This window comes from Ligilactobacillus aviarius, from assembly GCF_001654615.1.
GTDB classification, from domain to species: domain Bacteria; phylum Bacillota; class Bacilli; order Lactobacillales; family Lactobacillaceae; genus Ligilactobacillus; species Ligilactobacillus aviarius_B.
This window is the reverse complement of sequence record NZ_LWUD01000002.1, coordinates 74,176-92,023: the sequence shown is the minus strand read 5'-3', so window position 1 is coordinate 92,023 and position 17,848 is coordinate 74,176. Positions and strand designations below refer to the sequence as shown.

19 protein-coding genes are annotated in these 17,848 nt (G+C 42.7%); 2 read left to right on the top strand and 17 right to left on the bottom strand.

Annotated features, from left to right (window positions below; translation table 11 throughout):
* On the top strand, positions 1–144 hold a 144-nt coding region (locus A3O17_RS07740), incomplete at its 5' end, for an IS3 family transposase (protein ID WP_155729645.1).
* 186 nt (positions 145–330) lie between these two features.
* Here A3O17_RS07740 and htpX read toward each other — a convergent pair.
* The 14 genes from htpX to A3O17_RS00535 all read right to left on the bottom strand — a co-directional run bounded on the left by htpX (position 331) and on the right by A3O17_RS00535 (position 12,726).
* The gene (gene htpX, locus A3O17_RS00600; protein WP_057826936.1) at positions 331–1,212 is read right to left on the bottom strand and encodes a zinc metalloprotease HtpX; all 882 of its coding nucleotides are present in this window, start codon (positions 1,210–1,212) and stop codon (positions 331–333) included.
* A 37-nt stretch (positions 1,213–1,249) separates the two neighbouring features.
* A complete protein-coding gene (locus A3O17_RS00595) occupies positions 1,250–1,804 on the bottom strand; it encodes a LemA family protein (protein WP_064208548.1) in 555 nt (184 codons plus the stop codon).
* A gap of 272 nt (positions 1,805–2,076) precedes the next feature.
* The gene (locus A3O17_RS00590; protein ID WP_064208549.1) at positions 2,077–2,505 is read right to left on the bottom strand and encodes a GNAT family N-acetyltransferase; all 429 of its coding nucleotides are present in this window, start codon (positions 2,503–2,505) and stop codon (positions 2,077–2,079) included.
* 132 nt (positions 2,506–2,637) lie between these two features.
* Positions 2,638–3,942, bottom strand: coding sequence for an NCS2 family permease (locus A3O17_RS00585; RefSeq protein WP_318529077.1), 1,305 nt, complete (start codon positions 3,940–3,942; stop codon positions 2,638–2,640).
* A 193-nt stretch (positions 3,943–4,135) separates the two neighbouring features.
* Complete coding sequence (gene trxB, locus A3O17_RS00580) at positions 4,136–5,065, bottom strand: thioredoxin-disulfide reductase (protein WP_064208550.1); 930 nt, start codon at positions 5,063–5,065, stop codon at positions 4,136–4,138.
* A gap of 16 nt (positions 5,066–5,081) precedes the next feature.
* Complete coding sequence (gene trxA / locus A3O17_RS00575) at positions 5,082–5,393, bottom strand: thioredoxin (RefSeq protein WP_064208551.1); 312 nt, start codon at positions 5,391–5,393, stop codon at positions 5,082–5,084.
* Positions 5,394–5,553: 160 nt separating this feature from the next.
* A complete protein-coding gene (locus tag A3O17_RS00570) occupies positions 5,554–5,805 on the bottom strand; it encodes a type B 50S ribosomal protein L31 (RefSeq protein WP_057826942.1) in 252 nt (83 codons plus the stop codon).
* 115 nt (positions 5,806–5,920) lie between these two features.
* Positions 5,921–7,306, bottom strand: a complete 1,386-nt coding sequence (gene rho / locus A3O17_RS00565) for a transcription termination factor Rho (protein ID WP_081255594.1) — start codon at positions 7,304–7,306, stop codon at positions 5,921–5,923.
* Between the two features lie 14 nt (positions 7,307–7,320).
* Complete coding sequence (locus A3O17_RS00560; RefSeq protein ID WP_064208552.1) at positions 7,321–8,595, bottom strand: UDP-N-acetylglucosamine 1-carboxyvinyltransferase; 1,275 nt, start codon at positions 8,593–8,595, stop codon at positions 7,321–7,323.
* A gap of 123 nt (positions 8,596–8,718) precedes the next feature.
* On the bottom strand, positions 8,719–9,546 hold the full coding sequence (locus A3O17_RS00555) for a DNA/RNA non-specific endonuclease (protein WP_064208553.1): 828 nt from the start codon (positions 9,544–9,546) through the stop codon (positions 8,719–8,721).
* A 96-nt stretch (positions 9,547–9,642) separates the two neighbouring features.
* Complete coding sequence (locus A3O17_RS00550; protein WP_057826945.1) at positions 9,643–9,861, bottom strand: LBP_cg2779 family protein; 219 nt, start codon at positions 9,859–9,861, stop codon at positions 9,643–9,645.
* 69 nt (positions 9,862–9,930) lie between these two features.
* On the bottom strand, positions 9,931–11,535 hold the full coding sequence (locus A3O17_RS00545) for a CTP synthase (RefSeq protein WP_064208554.1): 1,605 nt from the start codon (positions 11,533–11,535) through the stop codon (positions 9,931–9,933).
* 160 nt (positions 11,536–11,695) lie between these two features.
* The gene (gene rpoE / locus A3O17_RS00540; RefSeq protein WP_057826947.1) at positions 11,696–12,244 is read right to left on the bottom strand and encodes a DNA-directed RNA polymerase subunit delta; all 549 of its coding nucleotides are present in this window, start codon (positions 12,242–12,244) and stop codon (positions 11,696–11,698) included.
* A gap of 44 nt (positions 12,245–12,288) precedes the next feature.
* Positions 12,289–12,726, bottom strand: coding sequence for a DUF1934 domain-containing protein (locus A3O17_RS00535; protein WP_064208555.1), 438 nt, complete (start codon positions 12,724–12,726; stop codon positions 12,289–12,291).
* Positions 12,727–12,880: 154 nt separating this feature from the next.
* Between A3O17_RS00535 and A3O17_RS00530 the strand changes: the two genes are divergently transcribed.
* Positions 12,881–14,206: an HD domain-containing protein gene (locus A3O17_RS00530; protein ID WP_064212525.1), complete on the top strand. Its 1,326-nt coding sequence runs from the start codon at positions 12,881–12,883 to the stop codon at positions 14,204–14,206.
* A 187-nt stretch (positions 14,207–14,393) separates the two neighbouring features.
* On the opposite strand, the gene A3O17_RS00525 is transcribed toward A3O17_RS00530, so the two are convergent.
* The 3 genes from A3O17_RS00525 to purR all read right to left on the bottom strand — a co-directional run bounded on the left by A3O17_RS00525 (position 14,394) and on the right by purR (position 17,820).
* A complete protein-coding gene (locus A3O17_RS00525; protein ID WP_057826949.1) occupies positions 14,394–15,380 on the bottom strand; it encodes a ribose-phosphate diphosphokinase in 987 nt (328 codons plus the stop codon).
* 70 nt (positions 15,381–15,450) lie between these two features.
* Positions 15,451–16,857, bottom strand: a complete 1,407-nt coding sequence (gene glmU, locus A3O17_RS00520; protein WP_064212484.1) for a bifunctional UDP-N-acetylglucosamine diphosphorylase/glucosamine-1-phosphate N-acetyltransferase GlmU — start codon at positions 16,855–16,857, stop codon at positions 15,451–15,453.
* Between the two features lie 120 nt (positions 16,858–16,977).
* Positions 16,978–17,820 (bottom strand): pur operon repressor, encoded by an 843-nt coding sequence (purR, locus tag A3O17_RS00515; RefSeq protein WP_057826951.1) that lies wholly within the window; start codon positions 17,818–17,820, stop codon positions 16,978–16,980.
* Positions 17,821–17,848: the final 28 nt, after the last annotated feature.

The window sequence follows — 17,848 nt, the reverse complement described above, 5'->3', positions numbered from 1 at the left end:
GGTTATGAAGATCAATACAAAAATACTGATGAATTGATTCAAGCAATTCACCAGTATATCCAGTATTATAATAACGACAGAATTAAGGTAAAACTAAAAGGACTGAGTCCTGTTCAATACAGAACTCAGTCCCAGGTTGCCTAGCTAATAAAGTGTCCAACTTTTAGGGTTCACTTCATAAGTCGCAGTCTCTTTACTATTGCATAATCGGGTTCCAAAACAAACGAGCTGAGTGGAAGTTCGAAAACCTCCGAATCTATGCTCTGCGATTCGTTCGCTTTTCTGCTTCCACCACGCTCGTTTTTACTGTTTTGTCACACCTTCTCATACTTACATATGTTCCAACCGCTCAATTCGTTTTTCGATTGGCGGATGAGTATCAAATAAATGGGTCCATGAACCCTTTTTAAACGGATCGGCAATGTAAAGCGACGCGCTGCTTGTGTTCGCGTTCCGCATCGGTTCACTGTCTGAAATTGCCCGTAAGGCATCGATCAAGCCTTGCGGATTACGTGTCAATTCCACTGATCCCGCATCAGCAAGATATTCCCGGTTCCGCGAAAGGGCCATTTGAGCAAGGGTAGCTGCAAGCGGGCCTAAAATCAGCGTTAAAATCGAAAAGATCATTGCAATAATTGCTGACTGATTGTCATCATCATCGCGGTTGACCCGTCCCCAAAAGAACGAATTCACTCCTAAGTTTGCAAGGTATGAAATTGCGGATGACAATGCTAACGCCGTTGATTGCAGCCGAATATCATAATTTCGAATATGACTGATTTCATGGCCAATTACCCCTTCAAGCTCTTCCCGGTTCAACCGTTCAAGCAAGCCCGTTGTTGCGGCAACGGCTGCATGCTGCGGATCCGGCCCGGTGGCAAATGCATTGGGACTTGGATCATCAATAATGTAAACTTTCGGCATCGGAACTTTACCGACCATTGCCATGTCTTGAACAACGTGATATAAAACCGGCGCCTGCTCTTCAGTAACCGGATGGGCATTATTCATGCTCATGACGATCGACGTTGATTGGGTCAACGTCATGATCATGTAGAAAAGGCCAACGCCAATCGCAATTGCAATTCCAATCGTTGCCCGGCCGTAACAAAAGTACCCAAGAGCAGCTCCCATCAAGCCGACTAAAACATAAAATCCAATTAAAACGTAAATCGTTTTGCGTTTATTTTGTGCGATTTGTTGATAAAGCATTTGCTAAAACCTCCGTTTCAACAAACTAATTTCAAAATTAAAATGAAACCTTTGGTGCTTCCTTCGCTGCACTTGGAGTTTCCAAGTAGTTGACCTTCGTCAAATGGTGAATGTGGGCCACCATATTTGACGGGAAGGTTACTAATTTTTGGTTATATAATGCAGCTGAACTATTGAAGAGTTGCCGTGAATAGGCAATTTTATTTTCAGTATTTGTTAATTCTTCTTGAAGTTGTGAGAATTCTTGGCTGGCCTTCAAATCAGGATAATTTTCTGACAATGCAAAAATTGACTTTAATGCATCCGTTAATTGATTTGAAATCTCCATTTTTTCTTGGTGAGCGTCAGCTGGAAGTTGCATAATTTTGTTCCGTAAGCCAACAACTTCATCAAGGGTTTCCCGTTCATGTTTGGCATACCCCTTCGTTGTTTCAACCAAATTTGGAATCAAATCGTTCCGCCGTTGCAATTGAACATCAATTTGGCTCCAAGCTTCATCAGTATTAACTTTGGCACGTTGAAGACCGTTGTACATTACAATGTATGTGATCACCAATGCAATCACAATTACTAAAACAATTAATCCAATCATTCCTGATCCTCCGTTTATTTTGGTAATAAAAATTAGTTACGATACAGCAGAGGAGGCCGACATTTGTCTGACCTCCTCACTTTGCGGTATTTTGTTTATCCAAAATAGTTGAACGTTTTATCCACATTAAAAGTTCAACGCCACCCTGCAATCCGGCAGTAATGGTGTCCGCGTTCGATTTAAAGCCGTCTGTGCCGCAGCACACCAGAAAATTTCTGGCCGGCTTTCCTCGACTCATCGCATACCAATACCATATCATTTTTCATTTTAGATTACAAATCTTTGGTCATTACATGGTGGGGAAGATCAGCTTCTTCAAACTGATCTCCTTCAACTTGATATCCTAACTGGGTATAAAATGATTGCGCATCATCTTGAGCGTGCAAAATCAATCTTTCAGCCTGTTGAGCAAGCGCGTCCTGTTCAATCTGCGCCATCATCTCAGTTCCATAATGCTTATTGCGTTCTTCAGAAACGACCGCAACCCGTTGGATCAACCACTCATTCGCTTTCTTTACAACCCGCGCAGTTGCAACCGGATGACCATCAACGTATCCAACGTAATAGCACGGTCCATCTTCACCCTTCATTTCCTTTTCAATCGGGATTCCCTGTTCGTTAACAAAGACCTGTTCCCGAATTGCGACAGCATCTTTATACAAATCGCGGTCAAGATCAACTGTCTTTTCAATTTCTAACATATATCTACCTCGTGAATTATTGTCATAATTTACCAAGAAGGGCCCTTAAAATAGCCTTCTTCGCAACATTCTCACTCACAGTTAGATAATTTAATCATATCCCCGCCGATTTTTCAAGTTTTGCACGAAATCCTAGTGGTTCAAAATCCAAATGAAAATTACAAAGACGATTCCAAGAATGTACATCAATGCTGGAACTTCTTTGCCGCGTTTAGCTGCCAGCATTGTTAATGGATAAGCAATAAATCCTAGTGCTAACCCATCAGAAATACTGTACGTCAGCGGCATGCCAACTAAAATCAAGAATGCAGGAATCGCAATTTCCAACTTGTTCCAGTGGATCTTGGCCATGTTTTGGGCCATCAAAACTCCCACGATAATCAATGCCGGGGCAGTAACTTGAGAAGTAACCACGCCTAAAAGGGGCGAGAAGAACATTCCTAAAATAAAGAGGATTCCGGTAATCACAACGGTCAATCCGCTCCGGCCACCAACGGCGATTCCGGCTGATGATTCAATGTAAGCTCCAACAGGTGAAGTCCCAAGCACTGACCCAACCATCATCCCGGTTGAATCGGCCATCAAGGCACGACCGGCACGCGGCAACTTATTATCCTTCATAAAACCGCCTTGTTGGGCTAACCCAATCAATGTTCCGGTCGTATCAAAGAATGTTACTAATAAGAACGTAAAGACAACGATCCACATTTGGACGGTATTAATGCTTCCAAGATGATGAAGGGCCACGCCGAATGTTGGCTTCAAACTTGGAATTGCCGAAATGAAGTGATGCGGCATTGGAATATATCCCATTACGATTCCAAAGATTGCCCCCAGAACCATTCCAATAAAGATTGCCCCGGGAACATTTAAAATCAGTAACAAAGCCGTTGCAAGCAAGCCAAACAAGGTTACCCAAACTGCTCCGTGAATGTTGCCTAAACCAACCAACGTCGATTTGTCAGCAATAATGATTTTCCCGTCTTGCAACCCTACAAATGCGATGAACAAGCCAATTCCGGCAGAAATTGCATACTTCAAGTCTTCAGGAATTGAATTAATGATCGTTTCCCGAAGTTTTAAAACCGTTACCAATAAGAAAATGATCGATGCCACAAAAACGCTGGCTAAAGCGGTTTGCCACGGAATGTGCATTCCGATACAAACTGAATAGGTAAAGAATGCATTAACCCCTAAACTTGGAGCCGAAGCAAATGGGTATTTCGCGTATAATCCCATCACTAAACATGCAAAGGCAGCCGAAACAGCCGTTGCCGTGAAGACCGCTCCCTTATCCATTCCCGATGCACCTAAAACGCTCGGGTTAACAAACAAAATGTAGGCCATTGATACGAAAGTGGTAACGCCCGCAATGAATTCTCGTTTAAAATTCGTATGCATCTTATCAAACTCGAAATAATTTGCAATACCCTTCAAAAGTAACACTCCTTTAGTAAGATACGAACATTATTTTGACTGTTTAAACCAAACAACATCAATAAATATATATCACAAATTTTATTTTGTAAATAAGCAAATAAATACGAAAGTTATTTTTCGACATTTCTTTGAAATTAAAAAGCGAGAACCGAACATTAATCTGTTCGATTCTCACTTTAATCTGATCAAATTAGTCTTTTAAACTTTCGATGTAACTAAAGACGCCTTGGCCGGCAATTCCGCCATCACCAACAGCGGTTGTGATTTGACGCAACTTCTTATCCCGAACATCGCCAACTGCAAACACGCCTGGAACGTTCGTCTTCATTTCGTCATCCGTAATTACCCAACCTTGTTCGTCAGTAATTCCAAGGTCTTTAAATGGTTCCGTCATTGGAACATTTCCAATGTAAATAAATACGCCATCGGTTGGAACTAGCCGATCTTCATTCGTTTCCTTGTTGTGAGTCTTTACGCCGGTAACTTTCTTACCGTCACCCACAATTTCAGTTACGATCGTATTCCACGTAAAGCCAATCTTATCATTCGCAAATGCTCGATCTTGCAAAATCTTTTGGGCCCGTAACTGATCACGCCGGTGAACAATGTTAACGTTATTAACCAGCTTTGCAAGGTACTCACTTTCTTCAACGGCCGAATCACCGCCACCGACCGTCGTCACATTTTTTCCACGGTAGAAAGCACCGTCACATACTGCACAGTATGAAACACCCTTACCGCTGTATTCATCTTCACCTGGAATTCCAAGTTTCCGGTATTGTGATCCGGTTGCAATTACGATTGCCGGAGCCTCAAGTTCGCCGCTGTCAGTCTTCACGTGCTTGATACCGTCTTCGTCAACCGTCACCTTTTCAACGTTGCCGTAGACAAAATCTGCTCCAAATTGAATTGAACTTTGATACATTTGCTCAGCCAAATCAGGACCTAAAATTGATTTAAATCCGGTATAGTTTTCAACCTCTGCCGTGTTGTTCATTTGACCGCCATATACCCCACGATCAAGCATTGCAACTTTAAGGTTTGCCCGTGATGCGTAAAGCGCAGCCGTCATTCCACCAGGGCCTGCACCGATCACAATTACGTCGTATTTATCTGCCATTGTGACACCTCATTAATTAAAGATATTGATTGATAATTTGTTCAAGTTGAGTTTTATCATGATACCCAACAACTGTATCTACAATTTTACCATCTTTTTTGATGACCATTGTTGGAATTGACATAATTCCCAATTCTTGGGCCGTTCCAGGGTTTTGATCGATATCCATCTTTCCAAATTGAACCTTATCGCCCATTTCATCAGCCAATTGATCAACAACGGGGCTTTGCATCCGGCAAGGACCGCACCATGTTGCCCAAAAGTCTGTAAATGTAACGCCCTTAGCGGTTTCAGCTTCAAAGTTTTGGTCAGTTAATTCTTTAATCATTCTAATCGTCCTTCCCATATTTGATTTACTTACTTTTTACAAGTATAAAATATCAAATTTACAATCCAATTTCAACCGGATTGCTTAACTTAATTTTAGCTCACTTGGAGGCGAAAACCTAGAAAAAAAGAAGCTGGCCTTCGCCAACTTCTCATTCCAATTATTTGTTTGTAAAGCCGTATTTCTTGTTGAAACGATCGACAACCCCGTCTGCTTGAGTAAACTTTTGCTTACCTGTGTAGAATGGGTGTGAGTCGCTTGAGATTTCAACACGGATCAATGGGTATGTATTCCCATCTTCCCATTCAACAGTTTCATCTGATGTTGCTGTTGAACCAGATAAGAACTTGTATCCTGTTGATGAATCCATAAATACAACTTTGTGGTAATCTGGATGAATTCCTTGTTTCATTTAAATTTCGCTCCTTTGCCCTGGTCCATTTGCTGAGCCAGAGTTATTTATGCATATAACATGCAACATACACCATGTTATCATGAATAAAATTTTCATGCAATAACTCTTTGAATTATTTAACCGACTTTATTTTACTGATTTGTTGAATAAATTCATCATTATTCTTCGTCTTGCGCAGCATGTTCAAAACTTCCGTTGTATCTTGCGTCAAGTCGTTTGTCATCAGCTTCCGCCGCAACTTCCAAATTGCGTTCCGGATATCGTCACTCAGCAGCAGATCTTCCCGCCGGGTAACTGATTTATCCAGGTCAATTGCCGGATAAATTCGCCGTTCAGCTAGGGTCCGACTCAATTGCAATTCTTGGTTGCCGGTTCCCTTAAATTCTTCATAGATCACGTCATCCATTCGACTGCCGGTATCAACCAAAGCCGTTGCAAGAATCGTTAAACTGCCGCCTTCTTCAACGTTGCGAGCTGCCCCGAAGAATTTCTTCGGTTTGTACAAGGCTGCTGGATCAACCCCACCAGACAACGTCCGTCCGCTTGGAGTTTCAACCAGGTTGTATGCCCGGGCAAGCCGGGTAAGCGAATCAAGCAAAATTACAACGTCTTGTTTATCTTCGACAAGCCGCATTGCCCGTTCCAAAACAAGTTCAGCAACGCGCACATGATTTTCCGGGCGTTGATCAAACGTTGAATAAATCACTTCACCATCAACTGTTCGCTCTAGATCCGTAACTTCTTCCGGACGTTCATCAATTAATAGAAGCATCAGCTTAGCATCCGGATAGTTAGCCGAAATCCCGCCAGCGATCGCCTTTAATAAACTCGTTTTCCCCGCATTGGGCGGCGCAACGATCAATCCCCGTTGACCGAATCCAATCGGGGCAAACAGATCGATCACCCGCGTCGAAATGTTCTTCGAAGTTGTTTCTAATTTGATCTGTTTATCCGGATAAATCGGCGTCAACGCTGGAAAGTGCGGTCGGTTCTTAGCTTCTTGCGGAGCCTTGCCATTGACCGAGTCGATCCGCATCATGCCGTAGTTTTGCTCCCCATGCCGTGGTGGCCGGGCTAATCCCGCGACCCGATCACCGTTTCGCAATCCAAATAAGCTGATCTGACTTGCCGAAACGTAAATATCTTCTTGCGACGGGCCATAGTTGATTGGCCGCAAAAAGCCATATGAATCATGGGAAATGATCTCAAGGACCCCATTCATAAAGAAGTATCCTTGTTTTTCAGCTTGCGCCCGGACAACTGCCATCGCAAGCTCTTTTTTATTCATCTGACTGTAATATGGAATTTTATACTGACGCGCGTATTCATAAATCTCCCGCAACGTCTTCTTTTCAAGATCTTCAAGGGTGATGTTTTCGTGCGAAGCCGGTTGCTTGGCTTCTTTATTCTTGTTAGTTTCCTTTGCCTTTGAAGATGCTTTTCCCTTTGCAACCCGCTTTTTTTCGGGTTCGCTCTTCTTCAATGTTTTCTTTTCCATTTCGCTACTACTTTCTAAAGATTATCAGCAACCGTCAATAACTCGATATCAACTGATAATCCACGCATCTTTTCAACGATTCGGTCATAACCCCGTAAAATATTATCCGCGTTATTAATAACCGTTGTTCCTTTAGCCATCAAACCAAGTCCAAGAAGCGCAACGCCGGCCCGAATTTCACCGGCATCAACATTGGCCCCTTTAAGATTCTTTGCCCGATGAATTGTAAATACTCCATCTTCGCATGAAATATCAGCACCCATTCGTCGCATTTCAGGAATATGCTTGATTCGTTTCGGATAAATCGTTTCAATGATCTTGGATGTTCCTTGCGCACACATTAACAAAGGTGTGATTGGTTGTTGTAAATCAGTCGCAAATCCAGGGAACGGTGATGTCTTGACGGTTACCGGACTCAACCGATCATTTCCCGGAATGTAAATACTGTCTTCGTCAATTTCCATCGTAACGCCCATTTCACGCAATTTAGCAATAAATGGATCCAAGTGTTCCGTGATCACATTCTTTACCAAAACCCCGTCACCATTTGCTGCGGCAAATGCAAGGTAAGTTCCGGCTTCGATTCGGTCCGGAATAATCGTGTGGGTATTCGTCGACTTTAAACTCTCAACCCCTTCGATTCGAATCTCATCCGTTCCGGCACCGCGAATGTGGGCTCCCATATTGTTCAAGAAAGTTGCTAAATCAATGATTTCCGGTTCCTTTGCAACGTTTTCCATGATCGTTGTTCCCTTAGCCTTAACGGCGGCAAGCAAAACATTGATCGTTGCCCCAACGGACACCATGTCAAAGAAGACCCGCGCACCATGCAGCCCTTCAGGACCAGTCGTGATCCGAACCGCGTTATCTTCCTCTTCAACGTGCGCCCCTAATGCCTTAAATCCTTTAATATGCTGGTCAATCGGCCGCGGACCAATGTTATCCCCGCCAGGAAATCCAACAACCGCCTTGCCAAACCGGCCAAGCATTGCGCCCATGAAATAGTATGATGCCCGTAAACTGCGAATCGCATCTCCTGGTAATGGGCGGTTCTCGATATTAGTAGGATCAATTTCTAATTGTCCATGCGAAAAGTGCGATTTTACATTCATCGCTTCAAGAATCAACATTAAATTGTGGACATCTAAAATCTCAGGAACTGAGTCAAATTTAACCGGAGTATCAGCTAAAATTGCAGCCGGAATCAAGGCAACCGTACTGTTCTTGGCACCGCCGATCGTTACTTCGCCGTGCAAGCGCTGTTCTCCTTTGACGATCATTTTTTTCATCGCAAGAATCCTCACTAATTTTTTAAATTTATTTATTATAATCCGAACCATCGTCGAGTCGACGTGTCAACTCTAATGATACAAAATCCTTAATTGGGTTTCAATCGTTTTTAAAGAATATTACTAATTTTGTGTCGCATAACCCGTTGCGTAATTGATTCGAATATTGTTTTGAACATTCGGAACAAAAACGTTAAATTCCAACGATCCATCGGACGACTTGGCTTCAATATGCGCTCCTGCCGGAACTAAATTATTGCCGTCATAAATATCAGTCACCCGGTAACGAACTTGCTTGTTTTGATCAAGGGCTTTCCGGACTAAGCCTTCATAATAGTTTTGCCCCGTTGAATCTGCTGACCGGGCTTCGTTGGCCCATGCAGTTTGGGTCGCAACGTTTGCCGGGTTTGATTCAGAAGCGTTAAAGCCGCGAATTCCGCCAACCAACGCATATCCTAATAAGTGGCCGCGGTCATAGGCATGCTTATATTCTCCCGGTAATCCGCTTAATTGATGGAATCCAGCTGGTTTCCAATCCGTGCGGCCGTTCCCGGTTTGCTCACGGTTTTTGTACTGCCGGCAAGTCTTATTCAACCACGCATTGCCAATATGCGGCCGGCCTAAGTTATCAACTTCATCCGTTGCGTACGGGGCACTTGCAATCTGCGCATTCAAATCATTTTGATTATTGTTGATGATGAATGCTCCATGTCCGTTATAGGTGATCGAACCTCCAAGCTGTTGTTTAACACTATCTGTTAATACACTTGATGCTAATTTTTGATTGGGGGTATTTTGACCTGCCCGGACATTTTGCGTCATTCCAAGATCAAGGCGTCCCAACTTACCCGAAACTCTTCCTCCGGCAAGCACGATCAAAATCGCGGCTAAAACCGTAATAATGACCTGTGACGGGGTAACCTTTTGCTTTTTACGTTTTCTCTTTGCCATTTTACTTTCCTTTCTTTAAAGCCAATCAATTTCGTTAAATACAATAAAAGAGACTGGACATGATTGTCGCAGCCTCTTCGCTCTCAATTACAGTTTCTATTGTTTATCATCACTTGTAACTGGTTCCTCATCAGCCAACAATTCCTGTAATTCTTCATATTCTTCAGGACGAACTTCAACTTGTCCCGCCTTGATTGCATGAATTCGTTCTACTGAAAAATGACTTGTCAGTGCCAATTCAGCATCTGTTAAATGATACTTTTCTTGATACTTTACAATTTCTTCAGCAAGGTGTCCTAATTTCTTTTCTTTCATCCCTAGTTCGCCTCCGTTATCTATTGCTACTATAAGGATAACACATTTAATTCAATTCGCCTTCTAAAATTACTTTTGATTTTCAAAAGCAGCTTTAACGAATGCGGCATATAAGCCTTCTGGACGTTGTGGTCGTGATAAGAATTCTGGGTGGTATTGTGATGCAACGAAGAACTTGTTTTCTGGAATTTCGATAACTTCAACTAAGCGGTTATCCGGTGATGTTCCGGAGAAGACAAGGCCGTGAGCTTCAAATGCATCGCGATATTCATTGTTGAATTCGTAACGGTGACGGTGACGTTCTTGAATGACATCCTGGTTATCATAAGCAGCAGCTGCAACTGTCCCTGGACGAAGCTTGCATGGATATGCTCCTAACCGTTGAGTATTTCCCATGTCTTCAACGTCAGCTTGGGCTTCCATCAAATCAATTACCTTGTGCGGTGCATCTGGGTTAACTTCGCCAGTTGTTGCATCTTCAATTCCAAGAACGTCGCGGGCAAATTCGATACTTGCCATTTGCATTCCAAGGCAAACCCCTAAGAATGGTACGTTTTCTTCACGCGCATACCGAATTGCTTGGATCATTCCTTCAATTCCCCGTGAACCGTAACCACCAGGAACAATAATTCCGTCATAGCTGCCAAGTTTTTCAGCAACGTTATCCTTATCAAGGTTTTCAGCATCAAAGTAATCGATGTCAACTTTGGCATTCACCTTGTAGCCCGCGTGCCGGAGGGCTTCATTAACTGAGATGTATGCATCTGGAAGTTGAGTATACTTTCCAACCAATGCAATCTTGACATGGCCCTTAAGGTTCCGAACCCGATCAACTAATTCTTTCCATTCAGTCATATCAGCTTCTGGGGTTTCAAGTTTCAATTTCCGGCAAACAATATCATCCATGTGTTGCGCTTGTAAGTTCAATGGAATTTGGTAAAGCGTATCAACATCAAGGGATTCAATTACAGATTCTGGGTCAACGTCACAGAAACTTGCAATCTTATTCCGAATTTCTTGTGAAATTGGCTTTTCAGAACGAACAACCAAAATATTTGGTTGAATTCCGACACTCCGTAATTCCTTTACACTGTGTTGGGTTGGCTTGGTCTTCATTTCACCCGCAGCCTTCAAGTATGGAAGAAGGGTCGTGTGAATGTAAAGGACGTTATCAGCGCCAACTTCCGCCTTCATTTGACGTAAAGCTTCAAGGAATGGAAGAGATTCAATATCCCCAACAGTTCCTCCAATTTCAGTAATTACAACGTCTGAATCAGTAACCGTTCCGGCACGTAAGATTTTTTCCTTGATCATGTCTGTAATGTGTGGGATAACTTGAACGGTCTTTCCTAAATAGTCACCGCGCCGTTCCTTCTTCAAAACTTCTGAATATACCTTCCCGGTCGTAACGTTTGAATATTTGTTAAGGTTGATATCAATGAACCGTTCATAATGGCCAAGGTCCAAGTCAGTTTCTGTTCCATCATCAGTAACGAAAACTTCACCGTGTTGGTATGGACTCATTGTTCCGGGGTCCACGTTGATGTATGGATCAAACTTTTGAATTGTAACCTTTAATCCACGATTTTTAAGCAAGCGGCCTAAAGATGCTGCAACAATACCTTTTCCAAGTGAGGAAACAACCCCACCAGTAACAAAAATATACTTGGTCATTGTGAAATATTCCTCCAAATTAATTGATTTCCGGGGATTACAAAAAACAACAAGCCCCCTACCTTAATAATCTATAAGGTAGGGAGCTTTCTCCGTTCAAAAGGCTCTTCACGAGCGCCCAAATAAGATTTTACCTAATCGTTATTCGAACGTCAAGCCTTTATTCATCATCGTCATCTGAAAATTCGTTAAGTTGACCTTCGATTCCATCTGGCAAATCGTCTTGCGGGTCATCGCCATCGTCCACGTCATCCAAATCGTTTTGGTAATCCTTCAAATCTTGTTGGTGATCATCGTCATCATCAGCAAAATCATCATCTTCAGGATCATCATTGTCATAATCGATTACATCGTCATCATTGTTTGAGTCTAAGAAAGCATTGACCTTTTTCCGCTTCTTGCGTGGTTGGTCATCATCTGCTTCATCAGAATGGACAAGTGCTTCATCGATTGATTCAAATGGATACCATGAGCGCAATGCCCACATATTATCTCCCAATGAGATAAAACTGCCATCAATGTTTAAGTCAGTATAGAATTGTGGCAACCGTTCACGAATTTCTTCATCGCTCTTTTCAAGGAAATTTTGAACCTCGTTTGTTAAATCAGCAAACGCCATCGGTTCGCCTTTTTCATGCAAAATTTCCCGTGAAACTTCGATCATTGACAATTCATCTTTATTCATACCTTCGAATTTTTCAAGCCCCAATTTGGTACACGTCCTTTCAGCAGTTTACTCTTCATCATACAATACTACGCGGTAAATTGCAATCTGATTTTATAATCGCCAAGTAAAGAATCCCCATTATAAAGGCGGTAATCGATCTCTAACTTTCCAGCACGCGGATCATCTTCAAGCACCGTTTCCATGCGGCCGGCAAAGGCTTCAACCGGAATATTACCGTATGGAGTTTGATATCGGGATGGAATTCGTTTTCCCGGTTTAAAGGTCAAATGCAGTTTCTGATGTTCGAGCTTCCGGGTCAATTGGACCTCTTCATCACCCGCAATCTTAAAGGTCACCTTTGCGTGTTCATTTTCTGGAAGTTCTTCTTCATAACGCAAATAAACCGTCTCCCCGATCTCAATCAACCGGCCATCAAAATCTTCCGCATATTCTTCTTTTTGCCCATCCTGCCGATGAACAGTTTCAACGTGAATTTTGACCGGAATTTCATTTTTAGATGTCATCTGATCACTTCCTTGTTAAAAATCCTTAGTTCTATTATATCGAGCCGCCATTCACTTTACCACCGATTAATTTGTCGGTTGCGGTATAATAAAGGCAATCATTAACCGAAAGGAAGTGACTCCGATCACAGTTTTGCATCCGCAACTTTTACCAATGGAAAAGGTTCTGCGTGACCCGATCCATAATTACATTTACATTCAGCATCAAGTGATCCTTGACCTGATCAATACCAAGGAATTTCAACGGTTACGCCGGATCAAACAGCTTGGCACAACCAGTTATACTTTCCACGGAGCTGAGCACTCACGTTTTTCGCATTCCGTTGGGGTGTATGAGATCACCCGAAAAATCTGTGACCTCTTCCAACGTAATTATCCAACGCAAAAGGCCAATGATGGTCTATGGGATGATCGTGAACGGCTCGTTGCTTTATGTGCCGCTTTGTTACATGACGTTGGTCACGGAGCATACTCGCATACTTTTGAGCATATTTTTCATACTAACCACGAACAAATGACGCAGCAGATCATCACTTCGCCGGAAACCGAAGTCAACCACGTTCTGCGGCAGGTCAGCGATGATTTTCCTGCGCAGGTCGCCAGCGTAATTGCGAAGACCTATCCAAACCAGCAAGTTGTTCAAATGATTTCAAGCCAGATCGACGCGGACCGGATGGATTACCTTTTACGCGATTCGTACTTTACCGGAACAAAATACGGTAACTTTGATCTCACCCGGATCTTACGGGTCATGCGGCCGTACCACGGCGGGATCGCCTTTAACTTTAGTGGAATGCATGCGGTTGAAGACTACATTGTCAGCCGTTTTCAAATGTACCAGCAAGTTTATTTCCATCCCGTTTCCCGGTCAATGGAAGTCATTTTAAGTTCATTATTGAAACGGGCAAAGGACCTGTATGAAATGGATCAGTTACCGCATGACTTTGCATACGAAACTTTAAAACCGTTTTTTGATAATCAATTTTCACTTGAACAGTACTTGAAACTTGATGATGGCGTTTTAAATACCTGTTTCAGCATTTGGAGCGAATGCGATGATCACATTCTTAAAGACCTTGCTCGGCGCTTCTTAAACCGCAAACCGCTTAAATCAGCTAAGGTCAATGATGATACGCGTTCGTTGTTACCAACCTTGCGCAAATTGATTGCTGAAGCCGGTTTTGATCCGTATTATTATGCAGCCACTAATGACAGTTTTGATCTGCCGTACGATTCATACAATCCGAATGCCAAAAAGCCGCAAACGCAAATCGAATTGATGCAAACGGATGGAAGCCTGATCGAACTTTCAACGGTCAGCACGCTGGTCAAAGCCATCAGCGGTAAAATCACCGGTGATGAACGGTTCTTCTTCCCGCGGGAAATGCTTGCTAAGGGCAATCAACTTGAAATTTTCACGCCCGTTTACCAACAATTTGAAGAGTACTTGCATAATGACCGGTTGATTTTTCCGAAATAAATAAAGAAGGTGTGACAAAACATCAAAAACGAGCGTGGTGGAAGCAGAAAAGCGAACGAATCGCGCCAGCATAGATTCGGAGGTTTGCGTCCTTCCACGTAGCTCGTTTGTTTTGGAATCCGATTATGCGGATAAAGCAAAGAGGCCATGGTTTTTCACCATGACCTCTTTCCTTTACTTTTATTAATTAGTCATCAATTTTATCTGAACGGAAACGATTCTTAAACAATGGACTAACCGGCTTGTTTTCGTGAATCCGTTTGATTGCATCGCCGATAAGCGGACCAACTGAAACTTGAGTCAACTTATCGATTTGCTTTTCTTCTGGAAGTTGAATTGAATCCGTTACGATAATCTTCTTAATTGGAGACTTATCAAGACGTTCAATTGCTGGACCTGACAATACAGGGTGCGTTGCACATGCGTAAACTTCCTTTGCACCTGCATCCATTAATGCTTGGGATGCCAACGTGATCGTTCCAGCAGTATCGATCATATCATCGATAATGATGCACCGCTTGCCATCAACTGAACCAATAATATTCATAATTTCGGCAACATTGGCTTTTGGACGCCGCTTATCAATAATTGCGATCGGAGCCTTTAAGAATTCGGCTAACTTCCGTGCCCGGGTAACACCCCCGTGATCAGGTGAAACAACAACTGCATCCTTTTCAAGGCCGTTCTTCAAGAAGTAGTCAGCCAATAATGGAGCCCCCATTAAGTGATCGACTGGAATATCAAAGAATCCTTGAATTTGAGCAGCATGCAAGTCAAGTACGATCACGCGGTCAGCACCAGCTTTTTCAAGCATATCTGCAACCAATTTTGCAGTGATTGGTTCACGGGAACGCGCTTTCCGGTCTTGCCGTGCATATCCATAATATGGCATTACAACGTTGATTGTTGATGCACTTGCCCGTCTTAAGGCATCGATCATAATTAACAATTCCATCAAATTGTCATTCACCGGTGCAGACGTTGATTGGATGATGAAGATTTCATCCCCCCGAATACTTTCTTCAATATTGATCCGAATTTCGCCATCGCTAAAACGGTCAACTGAAGTCTTACCTAAAGGAACTCCTACGGCATCAGCAATTTTCTTTGCCAATGGTTTGTTTGAATTCAAAGCAAAAATTTTAACCTTTGAATTATAACTTTGTTCAGCCATGATTGCCTCCAATAATGATTATTCTACTAATATATAGTATGCGTTAACCGGCTTAAAATCAAGCTAATTCTTAGTCTTTATCAGCTTTTTCGGCCTTTTTTGCAGCTTCTGCAACCGGGTAACGATCATAGTAACCTTCCTTGTTTACTTGACGTCCCCGACCAATCCCCATTGCATGCGCCGGAACATCGTTTGTAATCGTTGATCCGGCAGCAACGTAAGCGTGGTCTTCAATTTCAAGCGGAGCAACCAAGTTAGCGCCACTTCCGATGAATGAGTAATCGCCAACATTTGTGTGGTGCTTGTTCATGCCATCGTAGTTGATAAAGATCGTTCCGCAACCAACGTTGATATTCTTACCCAAAGTTGCATCGCCAACATATGTTAAGTGACCAACCTTAGTGTTCTTGCCGATTTCAGCCTTTTTGACTTCAACAAAGTTTCCGATATGAACATTTTCACCGATGTCTGCTAATGGCCGTAAGTGACTATATGGTCCAATGTTTGAATTCTTGTGCATTACTGATTCTTCAAGGTATGAAACCGTGACCGTAACGCCATCTTCGATCTTGCAATCACGAATTTGTGAATGAGCACCAATCACGCAGTCTTCACCAATAACCGTCTTTCCTTTAAGCTGAACGCCTGGTTCAACAACCGTGTCGGACCCGATTTGAACATCAGCATCAATGTAAGTGTTATCCGGATCAATAATTGTTACTCCATTCCGCATGTGTTTTTCATTGATTCGCCGTTGCATTACCTTCGTTGCCTTTGCAAGGGCAATGCGGTCATTAACGCCCATTGATTCTTCAAAGTCATCCATTTCAAAGGCGCCGACCTTCTTGCCGGCATTTTGGAAGATTCCAATTACATCTGGTAAGTAGTATTCGCCTTGAGCATTGTCATTGTTGACTTGGTGAAGAGCTTCAAATAATGCTTGATTATCAAAAACATAAACGCCTGTATTGATCTCATCAACCTTGGCTTCTTCAGGCGTTGCATCCTTTTGTTCAACGATTTTTTCAACTTCACCAGCCGCATTACGAATTACACGGCCGTAGCCAAATGGATCATCGGCTTTGGCTGTCAAAACCGTTGCCACGTCGCCGTTCTTTTCATGATATTCAAATAACTTCGCAAACGTTTCGGCCGTGAACAATGGGGTATCACCACATGTTACTAACGTCATTCCATCCTTTGAACCAAGCATCTTTTCTGCTTGCAAAACAGCATGGCCCGTTCCCAATTGTTCTTCTTGAAGAGCATATTCTGTCCGGTCGCCAAGGGTTTCTTGAACCTTTTCTGCCCCGTGGCCAACGATCGTTACGATTTGATCAACGTTATCCTTTTCAACTTGTGAAAGGACGTGGTCAACCATGGCCTTGCCGCATACCGGATGAAGAACCTTATATAACTTTGATTTCATGCGAGTCCCTTGACCCGCTGCTAAGATAATTGCAAATTTTGCTGTCATTGATTTATCCTCATTCTCTATTAAAGTTATTTACTCATGTATAAATTCTAACTTAAAAAAATATGAACTTCAATTATTGTCGCATTCAAAAAAAGGAAGCCTTTCAGCTTCCTTTTGATCCTACTCTGTCCGCTTACCGAATACCTTTGCAAGATAATTTCCGGCGCTTACGTGGATCGTCTTATTCAATGTATTAACATTATCAACTTTCAATAACGAAGTGTAATCTTCGATCAACCGGCTGCCTTCATCAACGACCCCTTCAGCGAAGACCGTTACTCCGACTAATTCAGAATCAAATTCTTCGATCATTGACTTCATTCCGTTGATCGTGCCGCCGCCCTTCATAAAGTCGTCAACGACTAAAACATGTGAGCCGCGCCGCAAACTCCGCTTCGATAATTCCATCTTTTCAATTCGTTGGCTTGATCCTGAAACGTAGTTAACTGAAACGGTTGAACCTTCAGTAATCTTTGAGTCGCGCCGAACAATTACAAATGGCGCATTCATGTAATATGCAACACTTTGCGCAATCGGCACACCCTTTGTGGCAACAGTCATGATGGCATCTACTTGACGGCCCATATATTGCCGCGCAATCAAGCGGCCGACATGCCGTAAGACTTCCGGCTTGCCTAATAAGTCTGAAAGATATACATATCCCCCTGGCAATAACCGGTTTTCTTGTGAAAGTTCAGCTGCCATTTCCCAAATAAAGCGTTCAGCTTCTTCTTCGCCGATTGATGGGATAAAACGAGCACCACCAGCAGCTCCTGGAATTGTTTCTAAGACTCCAATGCCACGTACATTAAATGTCCGCTTAATGATGGCTAAGTCTTCACTGATTGATGACTTAGCTGATTCATACCGCTTTGCAAAATATGTTAATGATACAAGTTTGTGCGGGTTGTTAAGAAAATAACTTGTCATATCGATCAAACGATCACTTCTACGTACTTTCATCTTCAAGTCCTCCATTCTTAAAATTTCC

Bases quoted from the DNA above. Each gene is read 5' to 3' on its own strand.
- htpX (WP_057826936.1), bottom strand. From the start codon at position 1,212: ATGCTTTATCAACAAATCGCACAAAATAAACGCAAAACGATTTACGTT.
- glmU (WP_064212484.1), bottom strand. From the start codon at position 16,857: ATGACAGCAAAATTTGCAATTATCTTAGCAGCGGGTCAAGGGACTCGC.
- A3O17_RS00535 (WP_064208555.1), bottom strand. From the start codon at position 12,726: ATGACATCTAAAAATGAAATTCCGGTCAAAATTCACGTTGAAACTGTT.
- A3O17_RS00570 (WP_057826942.1), bottom strand. From the start codon at position 5,805: ATGAAACAAGGAATTCATCCAGATTACCACAAAGTTGTATTTATGGAT.
- A3O17_RS00560 (WP_064208552.1), bottom strand. From the start codon at position 8,595: ATGAAAAAAATGATCGTCAAAGGAGAACAGCGCTTGCACGGCGAAGTA.
- A3O17_RS00595 (WP_064208548.1), bottom strand. From the start codon at position 1,804: ATGATTGGATTAATTGTTTTAGTAATTGTGATTGCATTGGTGATCACA.
- A3O17_RS00590 (WP_064208549.1), bottom strand. From the start codon at position 2,505: ATGTTAGAAATTGAAAAGACAGTTGATCTTGACCGCGATTTGTATAAA.
- A3O17_RS00555 (WP_064208553.1), bottom strand. From the start codon at position 9,546: ATGGCAAAGAGAAAACGTAAAAAGCAAAAGGTTACCCCGTCACAGGTC.
- A3O17_RS00525 (WP_057826949.1), bottom strand. From the start codon at position 15,380: ATGGCTGAACAAAGTTATAATTCAAAGGTTAAAATTTTTGCTTTGAAT.
- A3O17_RS00530 (WP_064212525.1), top strand. From the start codon at position 12,881: ATGGAAAAGGTTCTGCGTGACCCGATCCATAATTACATTTACATTCAG.
- trxA (WP_064208551.1), bottom strand. From the start codon at position 5,393: ATGATTAAAGAATTAACTGACCAAAACTTTGAAGCTGAAACCGCTAAG.
- A3O17_RS00550 (WP_057826945.1), bottom strand. From the start codon at position 9,861: ATGAAAGAAAAGAAATTAGGACACCTTGCTGAAGAAATTGTAAAGTAT.
- rho (WP_081255594.1), bottom strand. From the start codon at position 7,306: ATGGAAAAGAAAACATTGAAGAAGAGCGAACCCGAAAAAAAGCGGGTT.
- purR (WP_057826951.1), bottom strand. From the start codon at position 17,820: ATGAAAGTACGTAGAAGTGATCGTTTGATCGATATGACAAGTTATTTT.
- A3O17_RS00545 (WP_064208554.1), bottom strand. From the start codon at position 11,535: ATGACCAAGTATATTTTTGTTACTGGTGGGGTTGTTTCCTCACTTGGA.
- trxB (WP_064208550.1), bottom strand. From the start codon at position 5,065: ATGGCAGATAAATACGACGTAATTGTGATCGGTGCAGGCCCTGGTGGA.